The following is a 16,794-nucleotide window of genomic DNA, read 5'->3' as shown; positions in this document are numbered from 1 at the left end:
ACGGGCGGCGAGAACGCCGCCCCTACGCTGATCTGATGTAGGGGCGGCGTTCTCGCCGCCCTTGCTACGTATTTCCACCGCCGCCCGTCTGACATCTGATCGATTTTCTGCAAGCTATCACGAAACATTTATTAAAGCCTGTACCCGTTCTTATGGCGCATCATTACTATTGCCGCCGGAGGAACTCCCCATGAAAACACGCCAATCCCCACGACTAAAATATTACTGCTACGCACAACCCGGCGCATACTTTGTCACCCTTATCACGCATAAGCGTAAGCATCTCTTTGGAAATATTATTTCAGGAAAACTTGTTGCGACTTGTCTGGCTAAGCTGGCGTTTAACCACTGGTTAAACCTTCCCCGCCATACCGGCACACTCGCGTTAGATGAAATGGTGTTAATGCCTAATCATCTCCACGGAATAATCTGACTGGCTGAAGGGAATCCACATCCTCTGACGAAAATTATCAATAATTACAAATCAGGTGTAACACGTGAATGCCTGGCACCTCAGTCGATCTGGCAGCGCGGGTTTTATGACCGGGTCATCCGCAACGAAGAGGAACTTAATGCAATTCGCCAGTACATTATTGATAATCCATCACGGTGGGATGAAGACCGTCTGTATACTGATACGCGATAAATGACACGGGTGGCGAGAACGCCGCCCGTGGAATGTCAGATGTTAATCCCACCCGGTTAATGATAACTCTCTGATCTGGCTATATTCTCAAAGCGGGATACCATAGTCTAAAGTGATATTTCCAACGCTGTATTTGCCCCCTATAGTCCTGAAATACTCCCTCATCAGGATCATTGAATGCGTAAACTTCTGCCCGTCGCTATCGCCAGTGCATTAACTTTTACCGCAGCCGTCCATGCGGCGACGCCCGCCGATACCTTAATTGTGGCAATCCCGCTTGATGGCATTATCAGTTTCGATCCGGCGGAAAGCTTTGAAACCGTCAGCACCAGCAGCCTGACCGATCTCTATCAGGGACTGGTGGCGTCGGACCGCAATAACCCGCGCCAGGTGGCAGCAGAACTGGCGACAAACTGGCAGCCCGGCAGCAGCGAGCACAGCCTGGTGTTTAACCTGAAACCCGGTAGCCGTTTTGCCAGCGGCAATGCAGTCACCGCAGACGATGTTATCTGGTCACTGACGCGCGTGGTGAAGCTGAATAAAACCCCTTCGTTTATCCTTGGTGAATTAGGCTGGACGCCAGAGAATATCGACGCACAGTTCACACGCATCAGCGATGACAAAGTGGAATTACGCTGGGTTTCGCCGATTGGCAGCGATCTGGCGCTGCGTCTGCTTACCGCGCCGGTCGCATCAATTGTTGACAGTAAACTGGTGCAGCAGCACGCTAAAGATAACGATTTTGGTAACGGCTGGCTGCGCACCCGCTCCGCTGGCAGCGCCGCTTACAGTATCCGTAACTATGTGCCCCAGCAGGCGCTGGTACTGGAACAGAATCCACAGGCAGAGCCTGCGCCGAAACTCAAACGGGTGATCCTCAAAGGAGTCGCCGATCCCGGTTCAAGACGTTTACTGCTGGAACAGGGTGATGTCGATGTCGCCTATGAGCTGGGCGCCGATCAGTTTGACGCGATTAAAAATCATCCTGGTATCAAAGTTTCCGCCTTCCCTTCCAGCCTGATCTACTACCTTGGTTTTAACACCCAGGATAAGCAGCAACCGGCGCTGGGAAATCCGGCACTCTGGCAGGCCGCGCGCTGGCTGGTGGATTATGACAGCCTTTCTGGTGAGTTGCTGAAGGGACAGTATCAGGTCCATCAGGCGTTTCTGCCGCAGGGTTTCGATGGCGCGTTAACCGATAAGCCCTTTAAACTGGATGTCGCCAAAGCGAAGAGCATCCTGCAGCAGGCGGGCATTAAACCCGGCACCCGTTTCTCGCTGACCATCGTCAATCAGCCACCGTATACCGATGTGGCGCAGGCGTTGCAGGCCAGTTTTGCCAAAGCAGATATCACTATTGATATCCAGCCGGTAGCGGAATCTGAGTTGTGGAGCAAAATGCGCGGGCGTAATTTCCAGTCGATCTTTATCTACTGGGGCGCGGACTATGTCGATCCCAATACCAATGCCAGCACCTTTGCCTTGAACGTACCGGGTGGCCCGAAAACCCTCGCCTGGCGTGTCGGCTGGGAGATCCCCAAACTCAGCGCGCAAACCCGCGCGGCGGCGGCGGAAAGTGATGTGCAGAAACGGCAGGCGCTGTATGCCGAGCTGCAAAAAGAGATTCAGCACAACTCGCCATATGTGGTGACCTTGCAGGGGCAGAAACTGGTGGGTCTGCGCGATAATATCAAAGGCGCGCAACAGGGAATTGGCACCAGCATGCTCTACTACGATCAGGTAAGTAAGTAACGCCGTTGCCGCTAAACGCCATTATCCTGATGGCGTTTACGGTATTTTAGCGGCGTATCGCCAATCATCTTTTTAAAGCAGGTAATAAAATAGGAGGTGTCGGCAAAACCGGTTTGCTCGGCTATCGCTTCCACCGGCAGCTCATCGCTGCGCAACCAGTTACACGCCTGCCACAGGCGCCGCATCAACAGATAATCCTGAATCAGTCCACCGGTTTCCTGCTTAAAGCTACGCGAGATATAACTGCGCGATAAGTTTAGCGAAAGCGCCAGCGCCGCCAGACTAAACTTCTGCGCGTAATGCTCCTCAACCCATAACATCACGCGTGTAGAGATACTGTCATCACGTGGCTCACGGCTGGCGACATATTCCGGCAAAAAATTCAGCAACTGTAATATCAGGCAGGCGCTGTCCGGTAAATTAAACGGACGACTGTCAAAAATGCGCTGATAAACGTTAAATAGCTGTTCCAGACCGTGCTGATATTCACTTAAGTCACAGACGGTCGCAGCGCTGCGCTGATGGCACAGGCGTTGTAAGCGGGCGCGCTGATGCGGAAAATCACCGAGGAAATTGATCAGTACAGCGCTATCCACGTGGATCATGGTGCGCCGGTAGCCGGCGAGATCGCGCTCATCGACCACCACCTTATGCAGCTTAAAGGGTGGAAAAATAAATATTCGCCCGGGACGCAACGCATACTGCTGATTATCAACAATAATCGTGCCATAACCCTGCTCGACCAGCATGATTTCCAGGCACTGGTGCCAGTGGTGAGAACTGCTTTTATCCCCGGTACGGCGCGTAAAAGCAAATGCACGATCCGTTAAAGCATGTTGCTCAATGGTTGCCATCGTCATGTGGTTTACCAGTTAATAGTGACAGTTGTCCCGTGTAAAATTTAAACCGCTGTTTTACTTTTTTACCACCCTAATTTTTATTGCGCGCTGCTGTTGTGATAACGCTAACACTGTTAACGCCATCGCAGCAATCTGGCCAGAAAGATTGCTGATTTGGCGGTCAGATCACATCGTTTTGGCAGGAGGGCGCTGATAAGCACCAGATAGTGCGGAGAGTAACGCCGATTACGGGCGGGCATCCGTGCCACGCGTGCCGTTAAGAGATGACGGAATCAGAGGCGTGCTTGTGTTTGTCCGATTCAAAATGCGTTTTAAACTGTTCGTAAATAGAGATCATATTAGACGCATCGCCCTGCAACGGGCTGAGTTTACCGGCGCGAACCAGTTCAATCACCAGCTGAAGGGCTGCCTGCTTAGGGCTGCTGGACGGATGTGCAATTTCGTTAGACATAGTGTTCCCACAAAGGTGTAAAACGCCAACTTTAACAACTTTAGCCCCCGCCCGTTACCCTTTTCCGGCAGACGGGCATACATCAGCAGAAAAAAGCGGCGAATTACTCACCCAGTGCAAAACAGGCTTCGATCTCGATCTTCAAATCAGGCGAGAACAATTGCGTAACCTGAACCAGCGAACTGGCGGGCAGATGCTCGCCGAAACGGGCGAACAGTACTTCGCGCAGTGCGGTCAGGTGACTAAAGTCAGTGATAAAGATCGTCACTTTAATCAATCCCGCCATTGAGGATTGCTCTTCAGCCGCAATGATTGCCAGTTGATCAAAGATCGCCTGTGCCTGTGCGGCAATCCCATGGTGCTGCGCTTCGCTGCCAAAAGCCGTCAGACCCGAAACATACAGTACCGACTGATACTTCACCGCATGGACATAAGGCCCAACTACATTGCCTAATTGCGGATAATTTTTTCGTTCCAGTTGCCCCATTATGTTCACCTTTATGCCGTGGATTACGTTAAATTTGCGGTGGTTCCCATCTTAAAATGCCAACCTGACAGGAGTATATGATGGACAATAGCCTGATTGCGTTTTTATCCATTTGCGGGGTGATTGCTGTAGGCTCGATGTCACCCGGCCCCAGTTTCTTGCTCGTGGCCAAAACCGCCATGTCGGAGAGTCGCCGCTGCGGCGTATTTACCGCGTTAGGAATGAGTACCGGCTGTGCGCTGTTTGCGCTGGCGGCGATTATGGGGTTGCAGTCGATTTTGCTGACCGTTCCCTGGTTGTTCTGGCTGCTGAAAATTGCCGGTGGCGTCTATTTATTGTACCTGGCGTATCAGATGATTAGCAACGCACGTCGTCCACTGAAAGTGGAGATTGGTGAATCGAACGGTTACAGCGCGCTACGCGGTTTTAACCTTGGCCTGCTGACGCAGATCAGCAATCCGCAAACCGCACTGGTTTTCGGCAGTATATTTGCCGCTTTCCTCAGCCACCAGTACCCTGTCTGGATTAATATTGCGCTGCCGATCGCCTCTTTCGCGATCGATTTTGTCTGGTATCTGTTTGTGGTTATGGTGCTTTCCGCCACAGCGCCGCGTAGTGCCTATCTGCGTTTTAAACAGCGACTGGATACCCTCGGTGGCGGTCTGATGGCGTTACTGGGGATTAAATTAATCGTCAGTCAGTCATCCTGATGCGCGCCATCTGTCCCGCCGCCCGCGTGGCGGGACAAGGCAGATTACTTCTTCTGCTGTTTTAACCAGCGTTGCATGCGGTCAATTTCCGGCTGCTGCGCGTCGATAATTTCCTGCGCCAGCTTACGCATTTCCGCATCTTTGCCATATTTCAGCTCGGTTTTCGCCATATCAATTGCGCCCTGATGATGCGCCGTCATCCCCTGAGCAAAGGCCACATCCGGGTTATCCGACTGCATCCCCTGCATCATATCGCCATGCATCTTATCCATACCGCTCTGATAACTCTGCCGGGCGCCGCTCTCCTTAGCGTGGTCCATATGCATCGTCTCCGCTGCCAGTACGCTCAGTGGCGCCAGCAACGCAATCAGCAGGAAAGGTTTTATCTTGTTCATTGGACTTCCTCATCACTCAGATAACCTCAGAGAACCAAAGGGTAAACCCTCCCCTTACGGTAAGGTCAAGTCTGCTGTTTACCGACGCCAGAAACGACAAAGCCCGCGGGTGGCGGGCTTTAAGGGTTGAACTTCATCAGTTTTCCAGACTTCGTTGCAGTATCGACGCTAACGTCAGGGGTTTACTGCAGTGGTTAGATGCCGCCCCGCAGGGATGATGGCGCTGCAACAGATGTTGTGTACCAGTGCCAGTACAGCTCAGGCTATTACTGATGCTAATCCTCGCAATTGGTTACCGGAATTCCAAAATAGCACTATCAGGCGCAAATAACTGTTCGGTTATTTCTGCGTTGCGAACCGGAAACTTCTTAAAAACCGAGTTTTACCGGAAACTTCAGCATTAGGATTTTACTTCAACTATTAACGGCCTCAAAATAGACGCAGGCTGATGGGGCATTTGTCGCGTTCTGTACCAGTACAGCTCAGTTTCTGAAAAACAGTTTAAAAAGCGTGATCTGTTAGACAATTATTAGATTGACGAATTCGCGTTGCTCGCAATAGTTTTAAACTTGCAGTACCAATAATTAGCAAACTTATTTTGATAGCGTTTAGCTGGCTACCTGGTACCCGGTAATCTCTTACGGTGTGTTAAGGATGTGCAAAATGAAATGCCCACAGGTATGGCATATAACCAACTTGCCCGCTATGGCAATGGCAGGAATACTACTCTCACCGCTGGCGATGGCAGAAGCGGTCACGGTGTCACTCTCTCAGGAACAGGACGGCGGCGAAATGGGTCGTGCCTGCATCTACGTACATCAAGGCAAAGCAGAATTCCGTATGGTAAAGGTGGGTGAACAGTGCGCGCCCAATATCACCATCGATAACAACAAGGCCTGATTGCAGTCAGATCGCTATTACGTCGCTGGCAGAAATTTTAAGTCGCTGTAAACAGTCAACAAAAACTCACTCAGATGAATGTTTTCTGCGGGATGTTGTTGACTTTTTTTTGCCTGATTCCTTCCTCAATAATGGCGAAATTTGAGTTAAATGAATTTAATGAATTAATCGGAACGTTATTATTTTGCTAATCTGTTTCTGCGCGCATGGAAGAAATATATTTCACACGGTCAATATTTTCGCCACTTCGGCTAAAAATGCATACGTTGTCTTTCCTGATCTTTCCCCTGACTGTCGGGTCAAATACGCAGCTGCCGCTTCGCTCGACTATACTTAAACCCTGAAGACAGCGAGCTTCGTCTTCAGGGACCGTCGTTAAGGAGGGGATATGTTAATTGGATTTGTGCTGTTAGTAAGCGCCTGCGGCTATGATGCCTGCGAAGCGCTGCCGGTATCAGAACATATCTACCCCACCCTTGCATCCTGTGAGCGGATGGCGGAAAGAATTCATCAGCGACGCCCACAGGCAGTGCTGCAGTGTGGCGAGGTGTGGCGTTAGCGTACTATTTTAATGCCACCTGTTTCAGGGTATCAAAAATCAACGCTTTGTCCGATTCGTCGATATTATGTTGAGAGATCAACATATTAAATGCTGCTCTGTCCTCTTCGCTGACACGGTCGCCGGATTTCAGCATCTGCGTCAGATGCTGGAGGATATCCGCACTCAGCTGCGAAATTTTTTCCCGCACCACCGGTAACGGCAATGGCGTCCATTTTTCTTCCGGCATCGACAGCCAGTCAGCGCGATAACGATATTGTATCGCTTTGGCCACATCCATCTGCGCCGTAATAAAAGGCTTTACCGACTGCGGTTGCAGGCCAAAATGCTCGGCGCTGTGCAGGGTCAGCGATAATACCCGTGACTCCTGCGCCAGATCCTCAATCGCCTGATGATGCCTGGCCTTATAACCGGCAACATCTTTCATCCAGCCAAGCCGTTGATTCACATGTTCAAAAAGTTGCGTTTTATCATTAGCCTGCGCCAGTGGCAGCATCAGTGGCGTCAAAAACAGGGCTAATATTCCGTAATTACTCATCATTGCGATCCTCATCCTTAGGAAAACGAGGTAGTTTAGCACAGAAACTATTTAGCCTGCTTTCAGGATATTTTCCTCCAGGGATGGGGCACCATTTTTTGTTACCCCTGTCTCATAAAGCAGGAGTAAACTGGTGGATTCGGGTGGATTTAAGCGTTGCCGGTTGAAACCCGTCGTGTGACAGGTCAAAATATAGGCTATTTTTTTAATACACCCTCAGCTCAACATAGTTGCCCCGATGAAAACGCCGAAGCCGCGTCGTCCCAATGGTCGATGGATTTACTACATACTCTACGATGGCATTTTATGGCCCTGCCCGGTACGCTGGGAGTGGGAAAATGGCTACGGCGGCTGGCTGCCCTTTTATTACTCCCCTACCTTCGAATTTGTGGCTGGCGACCCGGAAAAAGCTCACCGCGTGTCACGCAGCGCCAGTAAAGCGCGTGAAGCGGAGCGCGTTCATTAACTCCTGATACCCTCAAACTGGCGGCCTGCGTAAAAGCGTGCCAGGTTGTGTATAAAGGAGGAGGTGCTATGAAACGTGATGTGTTGAGTGAAGAATATTATGACGAAGTCTGCCGGGTGATCGGCGATGCGGTTATCGTACTGGCGGAAAGTGGCCGTGATACGCAACGTTCGGTGCTTGCCGAACTGCTGAAGAAGACCCGGCTTAAACGCGGTGACAGCGAGCGGGATGAGCAGAAGGTGCTGGAACACGCCATCAGGCTGATAAAACCCTAATCACAGCAACAATCCGAACCCGGCTCCCACGCTGGGTTTGTTTAATTGTTCTTATATGACTGCCCCGTTTCTCGCCTTGCGCAATATTGAATGCCAGGATAAAAAAATCTTAGCCTTCAGGTTGGGCAGCAATGCAAAAAATCCTTCTTAGCGCCTGTCTGGCCGGTTTTCCGGTGCGCTATAACGGCTCGGCAAAAACCCTGGTTAATCACTGTATCGCCCGCTGGCGGCAACAAAATCGCTTTGTGGTGTTCTGCCCGGAGCTGGCTGCGGGTTTTCAGACGCCGCGTCCGGCTGCAGAGATCCAGCCCGCCGCCGCCGGTTACGGCGTAATCAGCCATGGCGCCACAGTGCGCGAAGCCAGCGGTGGCGACGTCACTGAGCGCTATATTTTAGCCGCCTGGCTGACGCTGGAGATGGCGCAACAGCATAACTGCCAGTTTGCCATTCTTACTGAAGGCAGCCCTTCCTGCGGCAGCAAAATGATTTACAGCGGTGGTTTTAACGGCAGCAAAATCGCCGGTCAGGGCGTGACCGCCGAACTGTTGACCCGTCATGGTATCGAAGTCTTCTCGGAATCAACGCTTGCGGCGTTGTGTCAGCGACTTGCTGATGAGGAGCCCTGTGATATCCCCTGCCTGACCCGCTAACCCTGCGATTTCGCCCACGTTAAAATAAACACGATTACACTCAGTAATATCTCAGCCATTCTCTGTGATCCGCACAGGTGAGCACCATGGAATGCAAGCCGTTACTTATTACGCTACTGCTGCTTATTTCGGCACCACTGCCGGCAAAAGATCTGGCGCTGGCGTTGGATAATGAGTGGCAAATCAATCCCTATCGCGCCACGCGGGTGAACTATTTTCCTTTTCCCCTGCTCAGCTGGAACGGCGAACATCTGTATATTGACGGCGATGAAGCCGGGATTCTGGCGTGGAAAGATAAAGTCAATGAGCTAAAAATCAAAGGATTATGGTTTGATCGCAGCTACGACCGCCACGATGGCAAAGGGTCGCAGATGCAGCAGCTGAATAATCGTCGCACCACCCTGATGGCTGGCGTCAGCTATCAGCGTATTACCCCCTATGGCGCGTTGTCTGGCCAGCTGGCGGCAGATACCCTCGGCCTGAGCAGTGGCCTGCTGGCGACGGTGTCATGGACCGGCTATCTGCAAAGCGCACAGCTGGCGTGGATTCCGGCGGTCGGTATCGACTGGGAGGATGCGCGGCAAACGCGTTATTACTATGGCATTGATGATAGTGAATCCCGGCGCAGCGGGTTAAGCCGCTACCGCCCCGCAGCCACTCTGACGCCATGGCTGCAACTGGCGCTCGACTACCGCTTTAGCGCCCACTGGGAAGGCTTTATCTCGACGCGGCTTAACCTGCATGATAATCAGGTACGCAACAGCCCGATGGTGGAAAAATCGGTAAGCTATGTTATTGACCTCGGTGTTAATTATCACTTTTAACCCCGAGGTGCGTTCATAAAGATATAGCTTATCGCGAAAACGAATTTCACCCGCCCCCGGCTTTTGCTCTACTTTGAACACTCTCAATGCATCGTGCCGGTGCATTTTTGTCCTGACTGTCAGCCAGACTCACGCCTGAAAAAACTTAGGTGATTGATTTTAAATCGCTATTTTTCTGGCACAAATATTGTATATACATGTCTATTCACAATAACTCTACGCTGGGGAAAGTAATGCGCATAACAACAATCAAGCAGGCTCTGTTATTGATGGCGGGATTAACGGCGTTTACACCCGCCATTCATGCGGCGGATATCATCGTCGGCAGCAAAAGCTTTACTGAGCAATATATTCTGGCGGAGATCTACGCCTCAGCGCTGGAGCAGGCCGGAATCCCGGTGGAACGCAAAATTAACCTCGGCGGCACGTTAATTGCGCAAGCGGCGCTGTTAAAAGGCGATATTGATCTGTACCCGGAGTACACCGGCACCGCGCTCAGTGCAGTGGTGAAAGGCGAACTCTCTTCCGATCCGGATAAAGTTTATCAGCAGGTAAAAAGCGTCTATGCGCAAAAATATCAGCTCACCTGGCTGGCGCCTGCCAGACTGAACAATGGCTATGCTTTACTGGTCAGCAAAGCGCTGGCGGAAAAATATCAGCTGAAAACCCTGTCCGATCTGGCAAAAGTCGCTCCGCAGCTGACCATTGGTGCAGGCGCTGAATTTGGCGATCGTCAGGATGGCCTGAAAGGGCTGGAGCAGGTTTACGGTATCAAATTTAAATCGTTCCGCCAGTTTGCCAAAGTGGGTCTGCGTTACGATGCGCTGGCCGCCGGACAAATTGACGTGGCGAACGGTTTCGCCACCGACTGGCAAATTGCTGACGGACAGTATGTCTCGCTGGCCGATGACAAACATCTGTTCCCGCCTTACTTCGTTGCACCGGTGGTGCGTGACCAGGCGCTGAAAGCGCATCCGAATGCCGAAGCCGTACTGAACAAAGTCAGTGCACTGCTGGATAACGCCACTATGCAGAAACTCAATGCCGCAGTAGAGAAAGATAAAGAAGAACCGGCTGATGTCGCAGAAGCGTTTTTGCGTGAAAAAGGCATTGTGAAATCCTAACCGACCCAATGAAGAGGGGCTATGACCTTAACTCTCGGTGATAACACCGCGTTAAGCCTGGCGATGCTGGTAAAGGTCGCCAGGGAAGATTATCCGGTGGCATTTAGCCCGGCGGCACAGCAGCGTATCGAACAGGGGTTCTCCTTCCTTTATCAACGGATTGCATCCGGCGACCAGATTTATGGCGTCACCACCGGCCTCGGCGCTGGCGTGGATACTGCGGTACTGAACGGCGATGATGGTCAGCAGGATATCGCACGCTTACAGCAGATCCAGCTACGTATTCCACTGGCGCGCGCCGTGGGTGTCGGCCCGCTGGCGACCCGCGATCAGGTACGGGCAATGATGCTGGCGCGGCTCGCCGGGCTGGCTGAAGGTTATTCCGGTATTTCATGGGCCAGCGCCGCGGCACTGCTGCAGCTACTGAATCATGGTGTACATCCGCAGGTTCCGCTGATCGGTTCCATCGGTGAGGCCGATCTCGCACCGCTGGCGCATATCGGCCAGGCGCTTAGCGGTCAGGGTGAAGCAGAATATCAGGGCGAAGTCAGTGAGATCGCTACGCTGGCAACCACCGTCGGCTTTACGCTGCCGCGGATGAGCGGTAAAGACGGGCTGGCGCTGGTGTCATCAAACGCTGCCAGCGTCGGGCTTGCCGCGCTGGTGCTCAGCGATATCGCGCAGATAATCAATGCACAAACCGGGGCAATTGCCCTGTCATTCGAAGCGTTTCGCGCCAATATTTCCCCGCTGTCGCCCTGGGCCAGCCAGATTCGCCCGCTACCGGGTGGCGCGCAGAGCGCCGCCCATCTGCTATCACTGCTGGCCGGTGGTTCGCTGGTGCAGGCCGGTGGCGCACGACTGTTGCAGGATCCATTGAGTTTCCGCTGCGCCGCATCGGTGCTGGCCAGCGTGCAGCAGGCATTTAACCACGCCAGACAAGCGACCGAACTGGAGCTGAATAGCGCCGATGACAATCCGGCGCTGATTGCCAGCGCCGATCTGGTGTTAGCCAACGCTAATTTTGATGCCACTCATCTGGCGCTGGCATTTGAAACGCTGGGGCTGGCGCTGGCGCGTCAGGCCAGCTGTGCCGCCGAGCGCATCATGAAACTGATGTCAGCCAGCGCCAGCGGACTACCGCGCTTCCTGACACCGCACAGTGGACAGACCGGCTTTGCCACGCTGCAAAAAACCATTTCCGCCCTCACCAGCGATATTGTGCATCACGCCAGTCCGATGTCCGCCATTACAATTCCGGTGGCCGATCGGGTGGAAGATTACGCCGCACAGTCAATGGCGGTCATCACCAAAACTGCGCGGCTGGTTGAGAGCCTGCGTTATCTGGTGGCGATCGAGCTGCTGGTGGCCGCGCAGGCGGTAGACCTGCGCGCCTTACCGGCCAGTGCGCTGGGTAGCGGCAGCGCTGCTATTTATCGCCGGGTACGGGCGCTGGTCGCGCCGCTGGATGAGGATCGCTCTTCTGCGGCGGATATTGCCCGGCTGACCAGCGCGATTACCGCTTCGGGCTGGCTGAGTGCAGATGAGCAACTTCTGGAGACTGGCTGATGCGTTGGGCCCCGAAACACCTTGATGATATCGCCCTCGCTTTGTGGCAACACCTCTATCTGGTCGGCATTTCGCTGGGCTGCGCCTTTGTGATTGCCCTAATCCTGGGCATCTGGAGCGCGCGCAGGCCAAAAACCTATGCGCTGGTGCTGACCTTTACCGGCATGCTGTTTTCAATTCCCAGCCTGGCGCTGTTCGCGCTGTTTATTCCGTGGCTGGGCATTGGCGTGCTGCCGGCGATTGTCGGTCTGACGGCCTATGCCCTGATGATTCTGGTGCGCAATATCGCCACCGGCTTTCATGCCATCGCGCCCGAAGTGCTGGATGCGGCGCGCGGCATGGGTTACGGCTACTGGCGACTGCTGTGGGAGATTGAGCTGCCGCTGGCGCTGCCGTTTATTATCACCGGTCTGCGTATCGCAGCCACCACTCTGATTGGTATCGCCACGGTCGCCGCCTACATTAATGCCGGGGGGCTTGGCACCATTATTTTCGCCGGGCTGGATCAGCGCTATCCGGAAAAAATCCTGATTGGCGGCGGCCTGACGTCGCTGCTGGCCATCGGCGTTGACGCACTGTTTCTGCTGGTGCAGCGCCGTATGGCGCGTCGTCGTCCGCAGGCTCGCATGGAGGCCAGCGCATGATTTTTATCGACGCATGGCGCTGGATCCTCGCCAATCCGCAACAGTTCTTTGACGCGCTGCAACAACATTTGGTGATGTGCGGTCTGGCGCTGCTGTTTTCCCTGCTATTAGCGCTGCCGGTTGGCGTAAAGGTCGCCGCTTCGCCACGCGCCACCTTTATCGCCACCAATATTGCCAGCACGCTGCGCACCATTCCCAGCCTGGCGATCCTCGCCGCTGCGCTGCCATTTCTCGGAATAGGCCTGATGCCGTCCGTAGTGGCGCTGGTGATCCTCGCGCTGCCGCCGATTCTGCTGAATACCTGCACCAGCATTCAGTCGGTCGATAAAGACACCCTCTCCGCCGCGCAGGGTATGGGAATGACGCGCGGACAAATCACCCGGCAGGTGATTCTGCCGCTGGCAGCGCCGGGCATTCTCGCCGGCGTTCGTACCGCTGCGGTGCAGGTGATTGGCGGTGCGGCGTTAGCCTCGTTTATTGGCGGCGGCGGGCTGGGCGACTTCGTTACCACCGGTATCGCGATTATGGATATGTCGCGTCTGCTGGTCGGCGCGGTGCCGATTATTCTGCTGGCGATTGGCGCCGAGTTGCTGTTTGCCGCCATCGAAAAGAGCGGCTTCAAACATGTTCCGAAAGGAAATGCCTGATGATTAGACTGGAAAATATCACCAAAATTTATCGCGGAACCACGCAGAAAGCACTGGATAATCTGACGCTGGAGATCCCGGAAGGCTCCACCACTGCGCTGATTGGCCCCTCCGGCTGTGGCAAAACCACCACCATGCGCCTGATCAACCGGCTGGAAGATGCCACCGCAGGGCGGGTGTGGGTCAATGGTGAAGATATTACCGCTGTCGATCCGGTGCTGCTGCGCCGCCATATCGGCTATGTGATTCAGAACGTTGGCTTATTTCCGCATATGAATGTGGCGGACAATATCGCCACCGTGCCGCGCCTGCTGGGCTGGAATCGGCGCAAAACCGCTGCGCGCATTGATGAACTGCTGCATCTGGTCGGCCTGGATCCGGCGACCGATCGCCAGCGCTATCCGGCTGAACTTTCCGGCGGACAACGACAGCGTGTCGGCGTGGCGCGCGCTCTGGCTGCCGATCCGCCGGTAATGCTGATGGATGAACCCTTTGGCGCTATCGATCCGCTGGTGCGTGGCCGTCTGCAACAGGAGTTTAAGCAGATTCTGCAACGGGTGAAAAAGACGGTGGTGATTGTCACCCACGACCTCGATGAAGCGATCAAAATGGGCGACCGCATCGCGATTATGCGTAATGGCAAGTTGTGCCAGTACGACACGCCAGCGATGATTCTCAGTAATCCCGCCGACGATTTTGTCGCCGCCTTTATTGGCAGCGATGCGGCGCTGAAGCTGCTGGCGCTGACCCCGGTAAGCCATGCCATGACGCCGGTCGCACAAAGCGCCTTTTCGCTGGCGGTAAAAGCCGATGCCAGCCTGAAAGAGGTACTGTCACTGATGCTGGCCCACGACGCGCCAGGCGTAAGAGTTACCGATGACCATCACCAGTTGCTGGGCGAACTTAATCGCCAGCAACTATTCACTTACCAGCAAACACTGCTTGCGGCCTGAGCGCCAAATTAAGGGAAAGAGATGACAGAACAGGTCAATATCAGCTACCTCAACGGACCCGATATTCAACAGCTGGCGATGAGCGACAGCGAAATTCTCGCCGCCGTCGAAGCCGGACTGCTGGCGCAGGGCAACCAGCAGACGGTGATTGAGCCGCGCGTGCATCTGATCCCCGATCCGGCGTTTAACGGCCACTTTAATGTGCTGCGCGGCTATATTGCGCCACTGAATCTGGCCGGGGTCAAAGTGGTGGGCGATTACGTCAATAACTACAAGCTGGGTCTGCCGTCAGAGATGGCGATGCTGAATTTATTTAATCCGCAAACCGGTATGCCGGTAGCGATCCTCGATGCCTCGGCGATTACCGATATGCGCACCGGCGCCATCACCGCGCTTGGCGCCCGCCATCTGGCGCGTAAAAACAGCAAAGTTCTCGCGCATATTGGCGCACGCGGCACCGCTTACTGGAATGTCCGCCTGCTGGATAGCCTGTATGACTTTGATGAGATTCGCGTTCACTCACGTCGTGCCGAGAGCCGCGAAGCCTTTGCCCGTCGTCTGGAGCAGGATCTGGGTAAAAAGATTATCGTCACCGACGACTGGGAAAGCTGCGTGCGCGATGCGGATATTGTGGTGGAAGCTTCGCGGCTGGAAAAACCGACGCCGATGCTGAAGACGGAGTGGATCAAACCCGGCGCACTGGTGGTGCCCTACGGCACCATGAGCGCAGTTGAACTCTCTTTGACCGATATCATGGATAAAATGGTGGTCGATGACTGGGGTCAGTGCAAAGGCGGCATGTTTGGTTCGCTGCGCGCCCATGTTGAAGCTGGCAAGCTGAGTGAAACCACGCTGCATGGCGAACTGGGCCAGATTGTCGCCGGAGTAAAAAGCGGACGCCAGAACGATGATGAAACTATTCTGTTCTGGCATCGCGGTTTGTCGCTGAGCGATATCGCCCTGGGTCATGCGATGCTGGAAAAAGCGCAGAAACTGGGCATCGGCCAGACACTACGCTACGCATGATCGCCAACGGACGGATGTACTCAGTGACTGCGACGGCAGCGGTAAACTGGAAGAAGCTGCTGCAGGAGGTCTTTCGCCGGGCAGATATCAACGGGGAAGTGATCGACTACCCTGCCCCGGCGCCGCTGGAAGCGCTGTGGCAACGCGCGGATCTGGCCGGCGTTTTTATGTGCGGCCTGCCGTTTTCCCTCGGGCTGTTTCCGGTGGTGGCGCTTGCCACGCCGGTTCCATTGCATTCGCTGGCGGACGGTGCGGGCAGCTATCGCAGCCGTTTAATTGTGGCGAAGGATGCCCCTTATCAGCATCTGACGGAAACCTTTGGTCAGCGGCTGGCGTTTACCAACCCTGAATCGCACTCTGGTTACAGCGCGCTGCGTTTTCATCTGTTGCGCTGGTTAGCGCCGGGCCAGCAGCGTCTGTATCGCGAAACCGTCGGACCGCTGATTACTCCGCGACGGGTGGTGGAAACTATTGCTAAGGGATTGGCGGATATCGGCCCGGTGGATAGCTATGCTTTTGAGCTGTTAGCCCGCGATGAACCTGAACTGATGCAGCAAGTACGGGTGATTGATCAGACGGAACCGGCGCCAATGCCGCTGCTGGTCGCTTCCGCCACTCTGGATCCAATGGCAGTGGCAAAGCTACAGCGCGCCTTTATCGAACTTCAGCATGACAGCAGCGTCAGCGAACTGCTGGCCGCGCTACAGTTACAGGGATTTATCGCGCCGCCAGCGGATGATTATCAGCTGCTGGCGCAGCGCGCGGCGGCGGCGCAACAGGCGGGTTATGGGGTTTTGCAGTAAATACCCGGCGGTTACCAGGCCGCTATGCTGTCAACCTGGTGCTGAAACACATAGGGATCGGATAGCAGCTCAAATTGTTGATCGTCCGGGTAAGTCACGGCGATAGAGTAATGCTCCCCGGCAAAGGCTTTAATCGCGTCAATATCCACCCAGTATGTCGCCAGAAAAAAGTGCTCCCATTCGCCCTGAGTTTCACGCCGTACCAAAGCAGCCAGGTTCCCGGCCACGCTTCGGGCGTGCTGCACGCCCGTTAGCTGCAGATGTGCGGAAAATCCTTCGGCATGTTTCAGGGGCACGCAACCATGCCATGTTCTGACTATCATATTAAGCATCCTGTTGTTATCCATTAGGATTTGACCTTAACATTTTTATTTCCCCCAGGGGCAGAGCAAATTTCAGCTGCTGAATACAGGCCCCTGAGCGCTAAAGAGAGGTAAGCATGGCAAGATTTGCAGATTAACCTGTACTGGTCACTGGCGGCAGCAGTGGTATGAGACTGGCGTGGGTTTACGTAT

General features: G+C 54.1%; 22 protein-coding genes. 16 read left to right on the top strand and 6 right to left on the bottom strand.

What is annotated here, in order from left to right; translation table 11 throughout:
• Nucleotides 1-190: 190 nt before the first annotated feature.
• The gene (locus N5923_RS03140; protein WP_267140657.1) at nt 191-433 is read left to right on the top strand and encodes a hypothetical protein; all 243 of its coding nucleotides are present in this window, start codon (nt 191-193) and stop codon (nt 431-433) included.
• Nucleotides 434-823: 390 nt separating this feature from the next.
• On the top strand, nt 824-2,398 hold the full coding sequence (locus tag N5923_RS03135) for an ABC transporter substrate-binding protein (protein WP_267140658.1): 1,575 nt from the start codon (nt 824-826) through the stop codon (nt 2,396-2,398).
• A gap of 11 nt (nt 2,399-2,409) precedes the next feature.
• Here N5923_RS03135 and N5923_RS03130 read toward each other — a convergent pair whose 3' ends face one another.
• The 3 genes from N5923_RS03130 to N5923_RS03120 all read right to left on the bottom strand — a co-directional run bounded on the left by N5923_RS03130 (nt 2,410) and on the right by N5923_RS03120 (nt 4,196).
• A complete protein-coding gene (locus N5923_RS03130; protein ID WP_267140659.1) occupies nt 2,410-3,258 on the bottom strand; it encodes an AraC family transcriptional regulator in 849 nt (282 codons plus the stop codon).
• Between the two features lie 256 nt (nt 3,259-3,514).
• The gene (locus tag N5923_RS03125) at nt 3,515-3,709 is read right to left on the bottom strand and encodes a hypothetical protein (protein ID WP_267140660.1); all 195 of its coding nucleotides are present in this window, start codon (nt 3,707-3,709) and stop codon (nt 3,515-3,517) included.
• 103 nt (nt 3,710-3,812) lie between these two features.
• On the bottom strand, nt 3,813-4,196 hold the full coding sequence (locus N5923_RS03120) for a RidA family protein (RefSeq protein ID WP_267140661.1): 384 nt from the start codon (nt 4,194-4,196) through the stop codon (nt 3,813-3,815).
• Between the two features lie 77 nt (nt 4,197-4,273).
• Between N5923_RS03120 and N5923_RS03115 the strand changes: the two genes are divergently transcribed.
• Nucleotides 4,274-4,906: a LysE family translocator gene (locus N5923_RS03115; RefSeq protein WP_267140662.1), complete on the top strand. Its 633-nt coding sequence runs from the start codon at nt 4,274-4,276 to the stop codon at nt 4,904-4,906.
• A 44-nt stretch (nt 4,907-4,950) separates the two neighbouring features.
• Here N5923_RS03115 and copM read toward each other — a convergent pair whose 3' ends face one another.
• Entirely contained in the window at nt 4,951-5,301 is a 351-nt protein-coding gene (gene copM / locus N5923_RS03110; protein WP_267140663.1) for a CopM family metallochaperone, read from the bottom strand.
• Nucleotides 5,302-6,012: 711 nt separating this feature from the next.
• Between copM and N5923_RS03105 the strand changes: the two genes are divergently transcribed.
• Together N5923_RS03105 and N5923_RS03100 are read left to right on the top strand one after the other, a co-directional pair.
• Nucleotides 6,013-6,201 carry a hypothetical protein gene (locus N5923_RS03105; protein WP_267145214.1) on the top strand — a complete coding sequence of 63 codons (189 nt, stop codon included), beginning with the start codon at nt 6,013-6,015 and terminating at the stop codon, nt 6,199-6,201.
• 388 nt (nt 6,202-6,589) lie between these two features.
• Nucleotides 6,590-6,760 (top strand): hypothetical protein, encoded by a 171-nt coding sequence (locus N5923_RS03100; protein WP_267140665.1) that lies wholly within the window; start codon nt 6,590-6,592, stop codon nt 6,758-6,760.
• Nucleotides 6,761-6,764: 4 nt separating this feature from the next.
• Here the strand turns inward: N5923_RS03100 and N5923_RS03095 are convergent, their stop codons facing one another.
• Entirely contained in the window at nt 6,765-7,301 is a 537-nt protein-coding gene (locus N5923_RS03095; protein ID WP_267140666.1) for a chorismate mutase, read from the bottom strand.
• Nucleotides 7,302-7,536: 235 nt separating this feature from the next.
• On the opposite strand from N5923_RS03095, the gene N5923_RS03090 reads away from it, so the two are divergent.
• The 11 genes from N5923_RS03090 to N5923_RS03040 all read left to right on the top strand — a co-directional run bounded on the left by N5923_RS03090 (nt 7,537) and on the right by N5923_RS03040 (nt 16,279).
• The gene (locus tag N5923_RS03090) at nt 7,537-7,764 is read left to right on the top strand and encodes a hypothetical protein (protein WP_026111654.1); all 228 of its coding nucleotides are present in this window, start codon (nt 7,537-7,539) and stop codon (nt 7,762-7,764) included.
• A gap of 68 nt (nt 7,765-7,832) precedes the next feature.
• Nucleotides 7,833-8,039, top strand: coding sequence for a DUF2767 family protein (locus tag N5923_RS03085; RefSeq protein WP_017800830.1), 207 nt, complete (start codon nt 7,833-7,835; stop codon nt 8,037-8,039).
• Nucleotides 8,040-8,170: 131 nt separating this feature from the next.
• Nucleotides 8,171-8,689, top strand: coding sequence for a DUF523 domain-containing protein (locus N5923_RS03080; protein WP_267140667.1), 519 nt, complete (start codon nt 8,171-8,173; stop codon nt 8,687-8,689).
• 86 nt (nt 8,690-8,775) lie between these two features.
• Nucleotides 8,776-9,513: a MipA/OmpV family protein gene (locus tag N5923_RS03075; RefSeq protein WP_267140668.1), complete on the top strand. Its 738-nt coding sequence runs from the start codon at nt 8,776-8,778 to the stop codon at nt 9,511-9,513.
• A gap of 233 nt (nt 9,514-9,746) precedes the next feature.
• On the top strand, nt 9,747-10,637 hold the full coding sequence (locus tag N5923_RS03070) for a glycine betaine ABC transporter substrate-binding protein (protein ID WP_267140669.1): 891 nt from the start codon (nt 9,747-9,749) through the stop codon (nt 10,635-10,637).
• Nucleotides 10,638-10,658: 21 nt separating this feature from the next.
• A complete protein-coding gene (locus tag N5923_RS03065) occupies nt 10,659-12,206 on the top strand; it encodes an HAL/PAL/TAL family ammonia-lyase (RefSeq protein WP_267140670.1) in 1,548 nt (515 codons plus the stop codon).
• Nucleotides 12,206-12,850, top strand: coding sequence for an ABC transporter permease (locus tag N5923_RS03060; RefSeq protein WP_267140671.1), 645 nt, complete (start codon nt 12,206-12,208; stop codon nt 12,848-12,850). The genes N5923_RS03065 and N5923_RS03060 overlap by 1 nt, the downstream gene beginning before the upstream one ends.
• Nucleotides 12,847-13,497 carry an ABC transporter permease gene (locus N5923_RS03055; RefSeq protein WP_267140672.1) on the top strand — a complete coding sequence of 217 codons (651 nt, stop codon included), beginning with the start codon at nt 12,847-12,849 and terminating at the stop codon, nt 13,495-13,497. The genes N5923_RS03060 and N5923_RS03055 overlap by 4 nt, the downstream gene beginning before the upstream one ends.
• Nucleotides 13,497-14,450 (top strand): ABC transporter ATP-binding protein, encoded by a 954-nt coding sequence (locus tag N5923_RS03050; protein ID WP_267140673.1) that lies wholly within the window; start codon nt 13,497-13,499, stop codon nt 14,448-14,450. Before N5923_RS03055 ends, N5923_RS03050 begins: the two co-directional genes overlap by 1 nt.
• 21 nt (nt 14,451-14,471) lie before the next feature.
• Nucleotides 14,472-15,476, top strand: coding sequence for an ornithine cyclodeaminase family protein (locus tag N5923_RS03045; protein ID WP_267140674.1), 1,005 nt, complete (start codon nt 14,472-14,474; stop codon nt 15,474-15,476).
• 23 nt (nt 15,477-15,499) lie between these two features.
• Complete coding sequence (locus N5923_RS03040) at nt 15,500-16,279, top strand: phosphate/phosphite/phosphonate ABC transporter substrate-binding protein (RefSeq protein WP_267140675.1); 780 nt, start codon at nt 15,500-15,502, stop codon at nt 16,277-16,279.
• Nucleotides 16,280-16,290: 11 nt separating this feature from the next.
• Here the strand turns inward: N5923_RS03040 and N5923_RS03035 are convergent, their stop codons facing one another.
• Nucleotides 16,291-16,602 (bottom strand): hypothetical protein, encoded by a 312-nt coding sequence (locus tag N5923_RS03035; RefSeq protein ID WP_267140676.1) that lies wholly within the window; start codon nt 16,600-16,602, stop codon nt 16,291-16,293.
• Nucleotides 16,603-16,794: the final 192 nt, after the last annotated feature.

It is taken from the genome of Winslowiella arboricola, from assembly GCF_025527015.1.
In the GTDB taxonomy this organism is placed as follows: Bacteria; Pseudomonadota; Gammaproteobacteria; order Enterobacterales; family Enterobacteriaceae; genus Erwinia; species Erwinia arboricola.
Note: the sequence above shows the minus strand (reverse complement) of the source record. Positions and strands in the feature narration are given on the sequence as shown.